Raw genomic sequence first — 18576 nt, 5'->3', positions numbered from 1 at the left:
CCCGTATACGGGCTAATCGCAATACAACGCACGAAAGTATAGCTCTTAAAAAAAAAAATGAAAGAAAAATCAGAAAATAAGTTAGAAAATATCTTCTTTATCACAAATCATTAAAAAATAAAACAGGATTCGCATGCATTACAACACTCTTATAAACGCATAATTCTGTATGATTGAGTAGTGAGCAAAACGGAATTTAATCGCAAAAAGCAAGGTGGCTTAAATGATAAAAGCAGATCAATTATATAAAGAGCTTGACAATATGTTTGCAAGCCACGCAAACGCGCAAGAAATTGAAAAATACCTGCTAAATGCGCTAAACCAATCGCAAGAAGAAGCACTTAAAGAAACACAAAATAAAGAATCTAAAGAAAAAGCAAATTGCGCATACGATAAATCACAAGAAGCAAACGCTCAAGCATTGCAGCTATCTGTGTTAAACGAGTTGATGGGATTTTATCGCTCTCGAGGAGAGCATGCGAAAAATCAACCAATTATCAATCGCGCTCTAAATATTGCAAACGAAATGCAACTATCTGGCACCGAAGCTGGCACAACAACACTTATAAACGCTGCTACTAGCCTTCGCGCGGCTGGCGATTACGATCGTGCAGCAGAAATATATTCTCAAGCTCTTAAAGAATCATCGAAAACACTAAAACCAAACGATAGAAAACTCGCTGCCCTTCACAACAATCTTTCAATGCTTTACAGCGAAACAGGCAAAATTAAAGAAGCAATAGATCAGCTTGAAAAAGCATTGGACATATTGCAAAAATCGAGTGTCAATCCTTCAACAGACATAGATATAGCAGCAACTCACACCAATATTGCGCTTGCTATTTTGCAAGAGTGCTCGCAGCCTAACGTAAGCACTAACAGCAAATCTGCTACTCTTAACTCTGCTTTTGAACACGCACAAATGAGTTTAAAAATATACAAAGATGGAAATAACCAAAATCAACCGCATTATGCATCTGCTTTAGCTGGATATGCGCAAGTTCAATACGCACGAAAAGAGTATTCCGACGCTGTAAAAGCATACAGTGAAGCTCTAGATTTAATAGCACAATGTTACGGAAAAGATAGCGAGTCATACGCTATAACGTTGGAGAATCTGCAGCAAGCACAGGATGCAGCAGAAAAATTTACAGCTACAAGCGAGGCGAATGCGATTCAATACGATTCGGAAAAGTCGCCAGCAACCGATGAGTCGCATCCAGAGTCAAATAAAATTATAAAAACAGAAGATAATCCAAAAATAAAAAACGGCATGCAGCTTGCAAAATTATATTGGCAAACTTACGGAAAGCAACTACTAGAATTACCAAAATTTAAAAAATATAAAAACCGAATTGCATCGGGATTAGTCGGTCACGGATCAGAATGCTACGGATTTGACGACGAGATTTCTCGCGATCATGATTTTGGACCAGGATTCTGCTTATGGCTTACCGATGAAGACTATGCGGAAATTGGCGAGGATTTGCAAGCAGCTTACGATTCTCTTCCACAAGAATACGCTGGATTTGGCTCTAGAAAAGAAACTCCACGCGCTAAATCATGCGAAAGCAGCAAGCGAGTCGGAGTATTTAGCATAAGCGAATTTTTTGAAAACATAACAGGATTTGCTACCGCCCCAAATCAAAACGAGCCGCATCTGTGGCTTTCGCTAAGCGAGCCAACATTGGCGGCAGCTACGAACGGTCAAATTTTTGCAGACCCACTTGGAGAATTTAGCAAAACGCGTCAAAGTTTTAAACTCATGCCAGACGATGTGCGAATCTCACTAATCTCTAGAAGACTCGGCATGATGGCTCAAGCAGGTCAATACAATGTTCCACGAATGCTAGCGCGAAAAGACGGAGCTGCAGCATGGCTTTCTATAAACGAGTTTGTGCACGCAAGCGCGTCAATCGTATTTTTGCTAAATAACCCAATAAGCGCAGGATATTTGCCATATTATAAGTGGCAATTTGCAGCTTTACGCAAGCTCAGCGTGCGAATGGCGTCTAGGCTTTCAAACGTGTGTAATAAACTTGAATCGCTTATGCGACTAAGTTCCGCAACATGCTTTGGTGGAAGCGGATTTGGCGAAGGCGGAAAAGGAAGCAGTGAAGCCGAATCTAAAATAAACGAAATCATTCAAAACGTGTGCAACGAAGTCGTGGAAGAGCTTAAATATCAAGGCTTGAGCAATTGCAATGAAACATTTTTAGAATGGCAACGCCCGTATGTTGAAGCACATATTAATTCGCGCGCAACGTGCTTAAGGAGCTTATGATGTGCGATTCATTATCAAATCCAAAAACGCAAAATCCAAAAACGCAAAATCTTGCAGAAGAAATTACAAAACTAGAATGGCAGCAATTTCAGCTTACAGAAAACGAAGGTGGACGCGCAAATTGTCAGGGAGACTGGCAAACGTTCCACATTATGCGCATGAGCCAATTTTTAACTTGGCCTCTTGATTTGCAAAAGTCTTATAAGCAAGATCTTGAGCGTGCAAATAGTGATGGCAGCAATTTGATTACAGAAAAGTATGCGCGAATGATGGAGTCTACTGCGCCGGAAATTTTTGAACGCACAATTAAGCCTTATATTAAGCCGATTTTAGAACCTAGAAAAAGTGCGCAGGAGCAGATTATTTTAACGCAAGTTAAGTGGGCAGATGATTTTCGAAATCACTACCCTCATTTAGGTCTTGCAATGCGCGTTCTAAAAACAAGCGAAGATACAGCAGAAAATACGTCTTTTGAAACGTATTTGAGAGGAGAATTAAGCACGTATTCTGACGATACTTTCGCTAAATACCAGCGTTTTGTAAATAACTTGCGCGCGGAAAATCTAAATCTTACGCAAATGATTATTACGAATACCGTGCGCATGTATAACTACGACTCGCTCGAATCGGCCGAATGCGCGCGCTAGCTATCTCACTTATAAAAAAACTTGCTTAAGGTTGCCGATTTCACGCAGATTAAAAACGACAAGCACTACAGTATGTTGCTAACATCATTCTAGTTTGATAGAATTTTAAGAAGTCCCTCGAATAGTCACCCGCTGGTGCGCGTTTCTTTACACAACGTAATGAATAGAGGGGCTATAATTTTTACTCGTTATTTTTGACAGAATTTTCGCCAAACAACAAAGTATTTAGTCATCTGTAAACATCCAATACGTTCCCAACGGCTTATCAGTTCTATAAGCAAAAGTATTAAAATGCGCTAATGCTTTTGGATTGCCAGTTTCTAATTTTGCATGAATAGCTCCAGCGGTCATATCCGCCAATTGAATCATTGGATTTGTTTTTGAATCAACAAAATTAACCTTGCGTAATGTTCCTGGACATATTTTATTAACTATATTCATTAGATAATCTGTATCAGGAATAGAAAAAGCGCGAGTATCCTGCCCATCAATATACAAAACACATTCCCTGACCGCTCCAAATGTGTGCGTAAAAAGTTGACGTATCATATAACTTTTTAGTAGCTTAGGTTTACTTAATAAATTTTTACTACGAATTTTAGTTTTATCTGCAATAATTACTCGTACGTGATAATTAGCTGATTTCATGCGATCAAAAAACACGTCTTTAAGCTTAGGGTGCGTTTTATTATATTTAAATTCGCGATCATACCTATGAAAGAATTCTCCATTTTGTTCCTCACATCTTGCTGTTTCAATCAACTGCCAAGTATGAGTAATATCTTCAATAGTATCGAAAATACATGCTGCTATCACGACATACCTAGTTGAACCTCTGTTGTATTTAAACCCAGAGTCACCAGAATCGTCTATATAAGCAAACATAAATTAAACTATACAAAATGTACATGAATTGTAGATTATGAATTTATGAATTTAAAATAGCTTTCGCAGTTTTAATCGGGTTATCGCACACTTTCATGCTGGTTTTTACGCTCACTGACACTGCTTTTGTGCATTACGCAAACGCCGCGTAACACTATCTCTAATTGCAATACTTTTATTACTACTGTTATTCATCGAGAATCTCCAAAATATCGTCAACTTGCCGAAGAATACCAAATTTTTTGGCATATTCGCGCAATCTATGTACATTTTTCTTAGGATTTCTCACATACGCACGCAAAGCCTTAACAAATATCTCTGAATCCTGACGCCTACGATTCCTAACCAAATCGCAGATAGTGCGCTCCATATCATAAACCATCACATAATTACCAATAACCGTACGCACTTGAGTGATACCAATTTTATACCATTCTTTTTTAATTTGATGCACTTCAACATCATTTTTTATGCGCCACGTGTTATATCCCTGACATACCGTAACTTCGTTTATAAACGGCATGCGATCTGTAAGATTATGCAAATACAAGGCAGTTTGGTAAGAACATATGCAAGCTTTATTACGAAGCTGGAAAAAATAAAGTTCATCATAATTATTTGAATTGCTATCGAAATACACGCCGCGCGCAACTCTTTCCAAATCATTATTTTTGACCATGCTAGTTAGATACCAAGAGTCAATTCCTGCGGAAGAAACTTCTTTTGCCGTGATAATACCGTTATTTTTCTTAACAATTCTTTTAATTTCACTAATATTTGTTCTCTTTTTATCCGACTTTACTTTCACCGTCACATACCAACCTATTAAAGAATTATCAATTTATAGATAATAAACGCTTATAAAAAACTTGCTTTTGTGCTTTATTATTATATAAATAACGCACAATTGCAAGTAAATACAGCTAAAAAGTTGCATATAGGTGATTATTTATGACTGAAAAACGTAAAAAATAACAAATGTTTATAAGTCAAGTATTGACAGTGTTGGCAAACATTGACAAACATTGACAAATTCAGATAACTATTGATAAATATTTACAAATGTTGAGGCAACTATAGCGTGAATAGTTTTATTACAGTGTGAATAGTTTTGCAGATGCACGGTCAATTCTTTGCGCAGTTTTTAGGCTACGCAAATCAGATTCAACAAAAACAGTAGAAGATGCACGCAAACCATTTTTGCTCAAAAAATCTCGATAAATCATAATATTCGGCTTGCGTAAATGAGATTCGTAAGATGCACTAACGCCATTTATCTCGCCAAGTATTGGGCAAGTTTCACGCGCGCAATCAATCCAGTCTTGCGAAGCATTTCCCAACGCCCAAACGCGCACACCTGTTGCAATCAAATCGCGAGAAACAGCCGCAAAACGCGTTCGCTCCCCTAAAAATCCGTGTGAAAAATTCTCAAAATACAATCGATAAAGCCAAGTTACGGCAGGACCATGATGCTCGCTAAACGATTCAAGCGCGCGTTCAATGCTCCATCCTGCTTCACGCAAAGCCTCGTGAAACTCAAAACCCCATTCTGACTCATAGCTAAACAGCACCTCGCCAATATAATCTGGGTAATCTGATTCCAAAGTGCGGCGCGCATCCCAATCAACAAGAAGATGCAAGTCAAAAACAACATCTGTTATGCCGTTTTCAATAATTTTTTGCGCGCATAAATCGCAATAATCGTCACAATTATTACGATCATCATAATCATGCGAAAAATCTTCTATGTTAATCATTAAAAGCCTTAATTCACATAGTTGGTGATATTCCACCAACATCTATGGAAGAAGCAGCCCCGATACCTGTTCCAACACCTGCTCCAACACCTGCTCCAACACCAATTCCAGAACCAAAGCTAGCAGGCAAATTGTTCAAATTATAACCAAGTGCCTCAAGCTGCGCGCGCCCATCTTCCGTAATATTTTCAACACTCCAACGCGGTTTCCAAGTCCAATCAATCCTAAATTCGTCTACAAGTCCAACCAGCGCACTCGCACATTCGTCTTCAATCAAATCTGTAAGAGGACAAGCAGGCGTTGTAAGCGTCATCGTAATAATCGCACGTCCAAGCTCGTCAATTTCAATCCCGTAGACCAAACCTAAATCCACTACGTCAATTCCAAGCTCTGGGTCTACAACATCATGCAAAGCATCCTGAATGTCTTCCTCAGTTACGCGACCGATGCTATTTACGTCGATTTGAGATTGAGCCTGATTTTCTGCCATAATATTCCTTATTTTTAGTGTTACACTACGATTTTATAAAGCCTCAATAGCCTTTGCAATACCGTCTTTTAATCCTTCCCATGCAAGCAATGCGCACTTGATTCGCATTGGATATTTAGAAACGCCTTGAAAAACCATTGCATCTTCCAACTCATCTTCGTCTTGCTCGTTTTCTAATCCTGCTCCCCTAGATTCCATAAGTTTGTGGAAAAGCGCAGCCAATCGCAATGCATCCTCAACAGTTTTTCCCTCAACTAAATCAACCATAATCGAAATACTAGCTTGCGAAATTGAGCAACCATGGCCATCCCACTTAATACTTTTAACAAGCGCATTGCTTGAATTGTCAGCATTTTTAGCGAGTTCCACATGCATCGTAACCTCATCTCCACAAGTTGGGTTAAATTGATGAGATTTTCCTAATGCATAATCTTTATTAGCTTCTACAGCACAATTTTCATGATGATTTGTAATTGTTATATTAGAATCGTTTTTAAACTCATCGGTTGCTGGCGACTTATCCGAAGCCTCCTCAACTTTCTCTTCCTGCTCTTCTGCTTTAGAAAGACTTTCTGTGTTTGAAAAATGTGTTTTTCCGTGCGGATTTCTAGCAGCATCTAAAATCACTTCTTGATACATGCTTTCTAAACCGCTACCGTCATCAACACTCATATCAAACATATGCTCTCCTTATTTGTTATTAAACAATATTTTATTTGAATTCTATTTGAATTCTATTTGACAATACTATGCGCCAAAGTATGCGCGAACGTGAGAAACTGCTTCAACAAACGCGCGAGCTTCTTCGATTGTGTTATAAACTCCAACAGATGCGCGATTTGAAGCATACAAGCCAAAATGACGATGAATCGGCTGAGCGCAATGATGTCCAACGCGAATCGCAATTCCTTGCGCATCCAAAAACTGTCCAACGTCATGCGGATGCACTCCTTCAACCTCAAAAGAGACCGTTGCAATACGGTTGTTTAAATCAAGCGGCCCAAGCACGCGAACTCCTGGAACATCCTGTAATTTCAACAATTCTGCAGCAAGTTCCTGCTCGTGCTCTGCAACTCGGTTCATGCCCAACGCGCGCAGCCAATCCGCTGCCACTCCTGCCGCAACCATTTGCGCAACTGGCTGAGTTCCTGCCTCAAAACGATAAGGTGCATCCATGTATTGCGCCGGCTTGTTAAGCCACGCAAGCTCTACCATTGAACCGCCAAAATTGGCTGGTGGAAGAGCTTGAAGAAACTCACGACGACCATACAAGAACCCAACACCCGTAGGACCATACATTTTATGCGCGCTAAAAGCTGCAAAATCAACATCTAGCGCGTGAAGATCAACTGGAATATGCGGAACGGACTGGCACGCATCAAGAACAAAAATCGCCCCAACCTCATGCGCACGCTCGCAAATCGGCGAAACATCCGTAATAGCGCCAGTAACGTTGCTAATATGCGTAACTGCAACGATTTTCGTACGCTCATCAATAATAGTTCTCAAATAATCCGCGTCTGCCCGCACTCGACCATCTTCAGTTACATCAATCCAGCGAAGTTCCGCACCCGATCGAATCGCAAGCTCTTGGAATGGCAATAAAACGGAATGATGGTCTGCGCGAGAAACAACGATATTATCTCCCTCATTAATCACAAAATGCTGGCGCAAAGTTAAGTTATCTTCCGCAAAACCAGTGCGATTTAATCTAGCGTTAATCGTGGCATTTCCAATAGAAGTGGCAAGAAGATTTAGAGCGCCAGTAGCACCAGGCGTAACAATAATCTCTTCGTTTCCTTCTTCACTACAAGCACCAACGAGTTTTGCAACTTTTGCACGCGCTTCTTCAAAGGCAACTGTCGAAAGCGCCGCCAACTCGTGCGCCCCCCTATGCACGCCAGCATTAATAGTCTTATAAAATTCGCTCTCTGCATCGATTACAACCTGCGGCTTTTGAGCAGTAGCTGCAGAATCTAAGTAAATCAAGGGTTTTGAATGTACTTTGCGACTTAAAATTGGAAATTGAGATCTCAAATCTTCAAACTTGTGCATTAACACAGTATCTGTCTCAAGATTTTTATGATTAAACATTCAAAATCCCCTTTTAAGCAAATTTATACAACCTATACAATCAAATTTTATAAATCTTATTCATAATTTAAAAGTCGCTCCCCCAAAACAAAGATTGAAGGAACGACTTTCAAAATTTAAATTTTAATAATTAGCGTTTTATGAACAGCTAATATTAATTAGAATCCAAACTCTGCAGCAGCCTGACGAAGAGTTTCCGCAGAACGCTTCAAAGCAGCAAGCTCGCGATCCGAAACTGGAGTGTTCAAGCGAGAGTTTACGCCATTACGGTTCAACAAAGTTGGAACGGACATGCAGACGTCTGAGATTCCATGGAAATCGTCAAGAAGAGAAGATACTGGCAAAATGCGGTTAGTATCGCGAAGAACGGCTTCAACAATATCAACACCAGACATAGCGATAGCGTAGTTTGTAGCGCCCTTACCGTTAATAATCTTGTAAGCTGCGTTCTTAACTTCTTGATGAATCTCTTCGCGCTTAGCTTCATCCAATGGCTCATGACCTGGAAGAGCGTTCCACTCGCACATTGGAACACCACCAATAGTTGCAGAAGCCCAAAGAGGAACTTCGGAATCGCCATGTTCGCCAGCAATATAAGCGTGAACATTCTTAACATTCACACCAGTTTGCTGCGCAATAAGGAAGCGCAAACGTGCAGAATCAAGGTTTGTACCAGATCCAAACATTTGATTAGCAGGAAGACCAGAAAGCTTCATAGAAACATGCGTAACAACATCCACAGGATTTGTAATAAGCATGTAGATAGCGTTTGGAGCGACCTTCACAACATTAGGAATAATCGACTTCATAATGTTGATGGTTGCACCTGCAAGCTCCAAGCGAGTCTGACCAGGCTTTTGACGAGCACCAGCAGTAATAACAACCATGTCTGCGTCACGGCAGATTTCAACGTCATCTGAGCCATCAATAGAAACGGCTGGATAGAAGCTAGAACCATGCTGCATATCGAGCACTTCCGCTTCAACACGTTCCTTAGCGATATCCTCAAGCACAATTTCACGAGCAACACCGCGCTGAGCTGCAGCAAACGCAAGCGTGGAACCTACTGCACCAGCACCAATAATCGCAAGCTTAGTTGGCTTAACCTGAGAACTCACCATTAGAAAAACCCCTTTTCCACAAACCGAGTCGACCCTTATAACTTATAAATAGAAAAATACAAGGGCTGCTCTCACATTAAGAGCTATATGTGTATAAACAGTTTTTACTTTAATCACACCACCGGAATTTTGTTTAAAGTGCAATTTGCATAAGTTTTGCAGCCAAAGAATCGCCAACAAAAGCATCTAATTCTACACCAGAATCCTTATATTCCGCCGATTTTACAATACCGTTTTCCCTAACTCTAGATAGCAAAGATCCAGAATAATCACTATAAGGCAATGTAACTTTAACATGAACATGTGGTGAAGGTAACAAATTTTCTATACGCGTTCTTAAACGGTCAATATTTGTTCCACTTGCAGCAGACACAATTAAAGAATCAGGATACAACGATTGCAAGCGTAAACGCATTGGTTCTTGCATAACATCCGACTTATTAAAAGCAATAATTTGCGCTATATCTTCCACACCGTCAATTTGAGCTAAAACCTCGTTAACTGCCTCAATTTGAGAAACAGGGTCTGGGTGAGAACCGTCAACAACGTGCAAAATTACATCTGCATTACCAACTTCTTCCAAAGTTGATTTAAACGCTTCTACTAGCTGAGTCGGCAGCCTTCGAACAAAGCCAACAGTGTCTACAAGTGTATAAGCGCGACCATCTTTAGTTAAAGATTTTCGAACAGCAGTATCCAAAGTTGCAAAAAGCGCGTTTTCTACAAGTTCTTTAGATCCTGTAAGCCTATTTATAATCGAAGATTTTCCAGCATTTGTATACCCTACTACTGCAACAGTTGGAATATCTTGGCGACGCCTAGAGCCACGCTTTGTTTCTCGAGTTGGTGCCATTTGCTCAATGTCGTGACGCAATTTTGAAATTCGATTCCTAATTGCGCGCCTATCCATCTCGATTTTTGTTTCGCCAGGACCTCTAGAGCCTATTCCTGCGTCTCCTGCAGCGCGACCGCCAGCCTGCCTAGAAAGAGCAGCACCCCAACCTCTAAGTCGCGGAAGCATGTATTGAAGCTGAGCAAGCTCAACTTGTGCCTTTCCTTCCCTACTTGTTGCATGCTGAGCGAAAATGTCTAGAATAACAGCCGTTCTGTCTACAACCTTGACTTTAGTGGCATCTTCCAAAGCTCTTCTCTGGCTTGGTGGAAGATCGTCGTCTACCACAATCGTATCCGCATCATTTTGCGCCACAACCGCTGCAAGTTCACGCGCTTTTCCAGAACCAACATACGTTGCTGCATCTGGTCTGTATCTTTGCTGCAACATGCCGTCGCATACTACTGCGCCAGCTGTTTTAGCAAGCGCCGCCAACTCTCTAAGGGACTCTTCTGCTTGGCTTAAAGTTCCGCGAGCGCTAGACCATACTCCTACTAAAACAACGCGCTCTAGTCTTAGTTTTCTGTATTCTACTTCGGTTACGTCTTGTAATTCTCCAAGACCCGCAACTCGTTTTAAGGCGTTTCTTGATTCTCGCTCTTGCCAAGCTTCATCGTTACTCTCTAAGCTTGATCCAGTGTTTGTGGAATCTAGTAGTACTTCGGAATGTCCTGAAAGAACGTCTTTATGCTCATTTTTATGCTCAGGCATATTATTATCACCACTCGCCAAATTGCTGTTTGCTAAAGTATCTACCAAAACTATGCCCTTTGCTATTTTGCTTTAACTACTAACGCTAAATCCCCTGTTAATACACGATTTACAACGTTTGTTTTATTATTGTGAATCTAGAAGACATAATTTTTAACGCAACACTAAAATGGCTATTAACACTTTTAATAAAACTAAAAAGACGAGCAGCATTAATGCTACTAAAACAAACAAAAATACTAAAGAAGCTAAAACTGGCGGCGAACAGTATTTTTCCGCTAATCCAAACTCTTTAGACTTAAGACGAACTTTGCATGTTGTTTTGCGCGGTCACGAGGTTAGCGTGCAGGTTTCTAATGGAGTTTTTAGCTCTTCTAAACTTGATTTAGGCACTGCAGTTCTACTTAAACACGCTCCACAGCCTCCAGAAAATGGGCGATTTTTCGATATCGGTTGCGGATGGGGTGCTATTAGTTTGGCTTTAGGTTTTGAATCCCCTAATGCGCAAATTTATGCTGTAGATGTTAATGAACGTGCTCTAGATCTTACTGGTATTAATGCCAAGAATGCTGGATTAAACAACATTCACACTTATCTTGTAGAAGATGCATTAAAAGAAGATGCACTAAAAGACATTGATCTCATTTGGTCTAATCCTCCAATCCGCGTTGGAAAAGACGTTTTGCACAATATTTTGATCACCTGGCTTCCTCGCCTAAAAGTTGGTGGAGCTGCTTATTTAGTTGTTCAAAAAAATCTTGGCTCCGATTCCTTAATCACTTGGCTTTCTAAAACTCTTGGGGAAGATTTTAGCGTTGAAAAATACGCAAGCTCTAAGGGATACAGGATTATAGAAGTCTTAAGAAAATAAGATTTAGCAAAATTTAACAGGATTGAATATGAACTTTGACTATCCTAGTGAACTGCCGATTTGTGCTGCACACGACCAGATTATTGAAGCCATTAAAGAGTCGCAGGTTATAATCGTATCTGGTCAAACTGGTTCTGGCAAAACCACTCAAATCCCAAAAATGGCTTTGGAACTTGGCAGAGGTGGTCGAGGAAAGCAAATTGTTCACACACAACCTCGACGACTTGCTGCACGCACAGTTGCCGAACGAATCGCAAGCGAAATGGGTGTTAAGCTTGGCGAAGAAATCGGCTATCAGGTGCGTTTTAACGACGAAAGCTCATCTAAAACAAAGCTTCGCATAGTTACGGATGGTATTCTACTCGCTCAAATTCAACGCGATCCACTTCTTACACGCTATGACACTATTATCATTGATGAAGCTCACGAGCGTAGCCTAAATATTGATTTTTTGCTTGGATATTTAACAACTCTTTTGCCAAAGCGCAAAGACTTAAAACTTATTATTACTTCTGCAACAATAGATTCTGCAAAATTTAAAGACCATTTTGAGCAAGCGCTGCACATTAAGGTGCCTGTTATAGAGGTTTCGGGGCGAACATACCCCGTGCGCGTACTTTACGAGCCGCTTGGAAGCGCGCCTTCACTTATGAGGCACGTTCCAGGTTTTGCCGATATTGCTATGGATGATGAAAGCGTTGCGCAAAGCCAAAGTCTTTCGGAAAGCGGCGATATTTGCGACGAAGACATTGCTTCTGCTGTAACTCGTGCATGTGCTCAACTTGTGATTCATTCAAACCACACTCAAGGCGCGCGCGATATTATGGTTTTTGCTTCTGGCGAGCGCGATATTCGAGAATTTGAAGCATCGTTGCGTTCTTATTTCGGTGCGCGTGCAAGCGACATGAATCGTAGTGACGCCATTGAGATTGTTCCACTTTTTGCACGTCTTTCTTCTAAAGACCAGCATCGCGTTTTTGAACACCACACGCATCAGCGCATTGTAATCGCCACTAATGTTGCAGAAACTTCTCTTACAGTGCCTTCGATTCGCTACGTTGTAGACCCTGGTTTTGCTAGAATTTCTAGATATTCTAAGTCTGCTAAAGTTCAGCGTCTTCCTATAGAACCTATTTCTCAAGCAAGTGCAGATCAGCGCTCTGGTCGTTGTGGGCGAATTGCAGATGGCATCGCTATTCGCTTGTATTCTAGGGAAGATTACGAAACTCGCCCGCGCTTTACCGACCCCGAGATTTTACGCACTTCACTCGGCGCTGTTGTTTTACACATGCTCTCTGTTGGTGTTGCTAAAACTGGCGAAGATATAACGAATTTTGGATTCATTGATCCTCCAGATATTAAGGCTGTAAGCAACGGCTTTAACGAGCTTAGTGAGCTTGGTGCAATAAGCAGAAAATCAGGCTTCATCACTTTAACTCATATTGGACGCGAGCTTTCTAAACTACCGATTGACATTCGCCTTGGACGCATGATTATTGAAGCTGCGCGTAAAACCACTCCTAATACTCTTGCTGCTGTGCTGGTAATTGTGGCGTTTTTGAGTTTGCAAGATCCTCGCGAACGTCCGGAAGATAAACGCGATGAAGCAGATAGATTACACAATCGTTATGCAGACGAGTTAAGTGACTTTTTAACGGCATTGAATATTTGGGATCGCATATTCCAAGCGGATGGCGAAATAAGCAATAACGCGCTAAGGCGACTTTGCAAAGAGGAATTTTTCCACTTTTTACGCCTAAAACAGTGGAAAGATTTAGTTAATCAGCTTAAAGATCTATGCAAAGAACTTCATTATAATGTTGGCGAAGCATTGCCACTTAAGCGCGCACCTTTGCAAATCCGCCAATTACCAAATAATCAGCAAGCTGCTCACAGTCTTTGCTGCACTTGGGATTATCAAGGAATCCACGCTTCTATGCTTTCTGGTTTGCTTTCTATGATTGGCATGCAAGTTATTCGCGAGCCTAAGGCTTCGGATTTTGCAGGTCTTCGCGGAACAGCCAAAATTCGCGCTATTAAGCGTGCTCAAAAAATGGCAAAAAACGATTATCAGGGTGCTAGAAGCACAAGGTTTGCAATCTTTCCAGCTTCATCTGTTTCTAAAACAACTCCTTCTTGGATTATGTGTACGGAATTAGTTGAAACTTCTAGACTTTGGGCAAGGTATTGCGCGCAAATAGACCCTGCTTGGGCAGAGTCCTTAGCTAAGAATCTTACTCGCGTAACATATTCAGATGCTCATTGGAGCGCAAGCAAAGGTGCGGCAATCGCCCAATCGAAGGTGCTTTTGTACGGCTTGCCTATTGTGCAAAATCGCACTGTTCAATGGTCTAAAATCAACCCTTACGAATCTCGAATGTTAATGATTCGTCAAGGCTTAGTCGAAGGAAACGTTCAGCAGCGTTTTCCATTCAACGATTTTATCTCCTCAAATATTAACATTTTAAACGATGCCGATAATCAAACAAATCGCACTAGGCAAGCGAGCGAAACTGTAAACGACGAGGATTTGTTTACTTTTTACGATAATAAACTCCCTCAAGAAGCTACGACTATTGCAGATTTAGCTAAATGGTGGAAAAATTACAGGCTCCAAGACCCGCATTTTCTTGATTTTAACCCAGATTGTGTTGAGCGCTTGCAATACGCAAATGACACTGATTTGGCAGACTACCCCGACACTTGGCATACGATTGGAACAGACGGTCAGAAAATCAACTTGCGTTTAAGCTACATTTATGATCCGCATGATCCTTTAGATGGTGTAACTGTGCACGTTCCACTTCATGCGCTTTTGCGACTTAAGCCTCAAGAGTTTACTTGGAATGTGCCAGGCTTATTAGACGAGCTTATTATTGGCATGATTAAGTCTCTTCCTAAGACTTTGCGAGTACAATTCGTTCCAGCTCCAGATACTGCTCGTAAAATCCGTGAGTGGATAGATGACAATTATGACTATCTTCCAGGAATAAACGAAAATCCACAAGAAGATTTTATTTGGCAAGATTTTAGCGAAGTCTTTACTAAAGCTGCGATTAGTGTTGTTGGAGCACAAATCCACCCAGAAGTTTTAAGCGATGAACAGTTGCAACGGCTATCTCCTTATTTGCGCATAACTTTTAGCGTTGAGCAAAAGAAAGCTAATCAAAATAAATCAAACAATTCCCATAATCAAAGCAAAAAGCGCATTAAGCCTACTGTTTTAGGAACAGATAAATCGCTAATAAGTCTTCAGCATCGCTTTGCAAAATCAGCTCAAGAGTGTGCATTAAATGTTGTTAATAGCAAAGCGATTAAAGCTGCACAAGCTGGAAATGTTGTTGAGAGAGCAGATTTGTTACACAAGTCTGGTGCAACTAATCTTTCTAGATCTCAAATGGTTTGGCAGGGCGCGCTCAATATGCTTATTTTAGATGATAAACGTATTACATCTAGATGGCTCGGAAGTGAGGCTCTGATACTTGCTTCTGCACCTTATAAGTCTTCTAAAGATTTGGCCCAAGATTTGCAAATGGCAGCTATTAAGCGACTTATACCAAATACGCAAAAAATTACTAACGATGTTGAGCTTAAAGAAGCTGTTGGAAATATTGCCGAAGTATACGAAGACACAGTTTATGGTATTGCGCACGATGTGATTGCTATTTTGAAGCGTTTTGCTAAAGTTAGCACTGCTGTTGGCGGCAAAGCCGACTTGCCAATGCTTAGCGTTCTTCAATCGATTAGAGAACACGCAGCCTCACTTGTTTTTCCTGGATTTATTGCAAAAGCAGATTCTAGCGCACTTAGTTCAATAGAACGCTACTTGCATGCTGATTTAATTAGACTTGATAAAGCTAAAACAAATAAGGATAGAGATGTACGATGGGCTTGGCAAGCAGATGAAGCTCATAAGCTTGTGCTAGAAGCTCAAAATAGAGCAGAAAGCTTGCCTGCTGGACCTAATAGAGATGAAGCTCAAGAAAAAGCTCAAAAACTAAAGTGGATGTGCGAAGAATTCTACGTTTCTCTTTGGGCACAAGAACTTGGAACAGCATACCCGATTAGTATTCAGCGTATGAAAAAACTATGTTAGCGTAAAAACTATGTTAGTGTAAAAATGCGCGGCATAAGACTACAAAAAAGTGGCCACTATCCACTCAGCCAAAGATGACTGCAAGATAGTGACCACTAATATATTGGGTAAAGATTAATTACTCTTTAACCATAACGCTACGAACTATGTAAACCACCAAACCTATGAAGGCTACAATAGCGCCCATCATAAGCAAGTTTGAGTATCCTGCAGCTAATCCTTGAATATTCGCAAAGGAGAATCCTTTGAACAGATTTCCAGCAAAGAATCCGCTGAAAATAGAAATACCAATAGAAGCTGTAACGTTCATAACCAAATCGTTCATGCCGCAGCCACGACCAGACTCTTCAACAGGCAATGCGCTAAGAACAGTAGAAACGATTGGTGAATACATAAGTCCGCACCCAGCGTAGTAAACGCATGCGCACAGTGTTAATGTAAGGAACCCAGAATTGATGAATACAGCAGCACCAACCCATCCAAGAATCATAAGAACAGCAGCTGTAATAATACCAGCTTTACGTCCAATGAAACCGATGATTGTTCCAGAGCAAGTGCCAAACACTGCTGCTACGACGAATGCCCATACAAGGTAAGAAGAAACCTGAGAAGTATCCATCTTGTATAAAGCACCGCCAATTACATTGTAAATTGGAGGCATGCAATAGTTAGTAAAGTAGAAGATGAATATCAAAACAATGCCCGAAAGCCAACGCTTATTCTTAAAGAATGCAGGAGTCACAAACGGGTTCTTTGCCTTCATAATGTATCCAGCGAACACAACAAACAGCACGATGGATCCAAGTAACAATCCCCAAACTTTGTAAGAGAAGAACAAAGTCAACAATGTCACAGCAATACCGAATATGGTAAAGCCGAGTTTATCAATCTTTCCACCAATACCATTCTTAGTCGGTAAGCATTTAACGAGTACTGGCAGGAATAGAATGGTTACTGCAGGAATAAGGAACAAATATTGCCAAGCGATAGAGCTTAAAAGACCAGCAGCAAATACGCCGATAGAAGCAGAAAGCTGATATGCGGCAGTAAAGAGTCCAAAGAAAATAACTTTCAAATCATTGCGCAAATACTTAGTTGCAATAACAAGGAAGGAAGAACCTGCTACCTGTTCACCAGCAGTTTGCATAATGCGAGCAATAATAACAGTCCACAAATTTGGAGTAAAGAAGAAGTTTGCAATAAAACCAAACAAGGAACCAACAAACAGTGTTACAAGACCGATTGTTATAAGTCTGCGAAGAGAAACAAAGTCACCTAGAGAACCGTATATAAAGCACACGATACCTAGAACAATAATTGGCAAGCTTGTAATAAGCGAAGCTTGATCAGGGGCACCAACAGCCTTGCCAATCTGGTCGAATACAAGATTAAATCCCTGCAAACATAATGTTCCAAGAATAAAGGTTATAAGCAACAAAATCAGCGAGTAAATCGCCACTTTGTCGCGGGTTTTTGGATCCTCGTATGGATCTACCGCAGTAGATTTTGCAATTTCAGTCATAATAATCCGATCAATAAATATTTTTAATTTTTACATTTACGCATAAAGCATGTTGTGCAACAAGAAGCGTAGAAGGTCGCAAAATGTTGCACAACGCAAACAACATGATCTCAGCCAGCGATTTTTGCCAAGCCAGAAATACGCGTCATAAACTCGTTCAAGAATCGTGGAACGTCTACGCCAACAGCAACTTGCATTGTCTTAACAGGGTCATTCAAGCGCGTAACATCACCTATAGTACGACCGCGAGTTGGACCTTCCACATCAACCTGCATGTTAATTGGAAGCGTTGTAACAAGCGTTGGATCAACTGCAACAGCAACAGCCAAAGGATCATGCAAACCACATCCACCAAGGTGCGGAGCAGTTGTTTCATAAGCTTTGATGTAAAAATCAGTCATGTCTGCAAGGAACTTGCCAGCCTTGGTGTTAAGATCACGCCATTGCTTTGTTTCCTTGTAAGTAAGCAAAGTCTGTAAGGTAACATCCAAACCAATCATTGTCACTGGAGCACCAGAACGGAATAAAATATCTGCAGCATCTGGATCTTGGGAAATATTCGCCTCAGTCCAAGCGTTTACGTTTCCATGAATGGTGAGTGCTCCACCCATCAAAACAATCTTTCCGATTTCGTCTTTGATTTCTGGAGCTTTCTTCAATGCAGCAGCAATATTGGTCATTGGACCGGTTGGAACATACACTAAGTCCTTGCCATATTTCTTTACGGAATCAATAATGAAATCAACAGCGGATTCATCTTCTGCTTTGCGAGGAGAATCTGGAATTTCAACATCGCCAATTCCATTGTCACCATGAATAAAAGCAGATATTGGAAGCACTTCAAACGAATCTTTTGTGCTTGCGTGTGAAAGACCTTTATAAACTTTTACTTCTGGATGCCCAAGTAAATCTGTGATTGCAAGCGCGTTACGAACACCTTGCTCCATTAAAACATTACCGTATGTGCCAGTTATGCCAATAAGCTCCATTTCAGGGCTTCCAAGAGCATAAGATATAGCGAGAGTATCGTCAACACCAGTATCAAGATCAAGAATTAGCTTCTTCACTTGAGTTACCTTCCTTCTTATATTTAGGCATGGCTTACAGTCGTTGTAAATCATGGGTGTAATTGAATATCTAACTTGATATTTAAGTATCACCAATTTAAAAATTTTATTATTATAATCTCGAAAAGCAATGGCATAT

The 18576-nt window shown here is 40.7% G+C and carries 14 protein-coding genes; 4 read left to right on the top strand and 10 right to left on the bottom strand.

From position 1 onward, the window contains the following. The first annotated feature begins 223 nt into the window (after positions 1–223). Complete coding sequence (locus tag ABVC65_RS03955) at positions 224–2284, top strand: DUF4037 domain-containing protein (RefSeq protein ID WP_020761178.1); 2061 nt, start codon at positions 224–226, stop codon at positions 2282–2284. Beyond that, on the top strand, positions 2284–2931 hold the full coding sequence (locus tag ABVC65_RS03950; protein WP_032836473.1) for a DUF4125 family protein: 648 nt from the start codon (positions 2284–2286) through the stop codon (positions 2929–2931). Before ABVC65_RS03955 ends, ABVC65_RS03950 begins: the two co-directional genes overlap by 1 nt. Before the next feature lie 225 nt (positions 2932–3156). Here the strand turns inward: ABVC65_RS03950 and ABVC65_RS03945 are convergent, their stop codons facing one another. From ABVC65_RS03945 to hflX, 8 genes are all read right to left on the bottom strand, one after another. Then, positions 3157–3816 carry a DUF3800 domain-containing protein gene (locus ABVC65_RS03945; RefSeq protein ID WP_016828863.1) on the bottom strand — a complete coding sequence of 220 codons (660 nt, stop codon included), beginning with the start codon at positions 3814–3816 and terminating at the stop codon, positions 3157–3159. Positions 3817–4003: 187 nt separating this feature from the next. Then, positions 4004–4630, bottom strand: coding sequence for a type IV toxin-antitoxin system AbiEi family antitoxin domain-containing protein (locus ABVC65_RS03940; RefSeq protein WP_004124866.1), 627 nt, complete (start codon positions 4628–4630; stop codon positions 4004–4006). Between the two features lie 280 nt (positions 4631–4910). Continuing rightward, positions 4911–5573, bottom strand: a complete 663-nt coding sequence (locus ABVC65_RS03935) for a hypothetical protein (RefSeq protein WP_004124857.1) — start codon at positions 5571–5573, stop codon at positions 4911–4913. 13 nt (positions 5574–5586) lie between these two features. Next, positions 5587–6063 (bottom strand): metal-sulfur cluster assembly factor, encoded by a 477-nt coding sequence (locus ABVC65_RS03930; protein ID WP_004122133.1) that lies wholly within the window; start codon positions 6061–6063, stop codon positions 5587–5589. A 33-nt stretch (positions 6064–6096) separates the two neighbouring features. Further along, positions 6097–6744, bottom strand: a complete 648-nt coding sequence (sufU, locus tag ABVC65_RS03925; protein WP_020761148.1) for a Fe-S cluster assembly sulfur transfer protein SufU — start codon at positions 6742–6744, stop codon at positions 6097–6099. Between the two features lie 66 nt (positions 6745–6810). Then, entirely contained in the window at positions 6811–8157 is a 1347-nt protein-coding gene (locus tag ABVC65_RS03920) for a SufS family cysteine desulfurase (protein ID WP_353582644.1), read from the bottom strand. Positions 8158–8315: 158 nt separating this feature from the next. Further along, a complete protein-coding gene (locus tag ABVC65_RS03915) occupies positions 8316–9278 on the bottom strand; it encodes an L-lactate dehydrogenase (protein ID WP_004112440.1) in 963 nt (320 codons plus the stop codon). A gap of 133 nt (positions 9279–9411) precedes the next feature. Further along, positions 9412–10881 carry a GTPase HflX gene (gene hflX / locus ABVC65_RS03910; protein WP_032838927.1) on the bottom strand — a complete coding sequence of 490 codons (1470 nt, stop codon included), beginning with the start codon at positions 10879–10881 and terminating at the stop codon, positions 9412–9414. 169 nt (positions 10882–11050) lie between these two features. Here hflX and ABVC65_RS03905 point away from each other — a divergent pair, with 169 nt between their 5' ends. Next, on the top strand, positions 11051–11752 hold the full coding sequence (locus ABVC65_RS03905; RefSeq protein ID WP_020761723.1) for a class I SAM-dependent methyltransferase: 702 nt from the start codon (positions 11051–11053) through the stop codon (positions 11750–11752). 28 nt (positions 11753–11780) lie between these two features. Continuing rightward, the gene (hrpA, locus tag ABVC65_RS03900; protein WP_353582643.1) at positions 11781–15848 is read left to right on the top strand and encodes an ATP-dependent RNA helicase HrpA; all 4068 of its coding nucleotides are present in this window, start codon (positions 11781–11783) and stop codon (positions 15846–15848) included. 118 nt (positions 15849–15966) lie between these two features. On the opposite strand, the gene ABVC65_RS03895 is transcribed toward hrpA, so the two are convergent. Next, positions 15967–17370, bottom strand: a complete 1404-nt coding sequence (locus ABVC65_RS03895) for an MFS transporter (RefSeq protein ID WP_019261427.1) — start codon at positions 17368–17370, stop codon at positions 15967–15969. Between the two features lie 110 nt (positions 17371–17480). Then, complete coding sequence (locus ABVC65_RS03890) at positions 17481–18437, bottom strand: nucleoside hydrolase (RefSeq protein WP_004112414.1); 957 nt, start codon at positions 18435–18437, stop codon at positions 17481–17483. Positions 18438–18576 lie beyond the last annotated feature (139 nt).

Source organism: Gardnerella vaginalis (assembly GCF_040427915.1).
Classification (GTDB): Bacteria; Actinomycetota; Actinomycetes; order Actinomycetales; family Bifidobacteriaceae; genus Bifidobacterium; species Bifidobacterium vaginale_C.
Note: the sequence above shows the minus strand (reverse complement) of the source record. Positions and strands in the feature narration are given on the sequence as shown.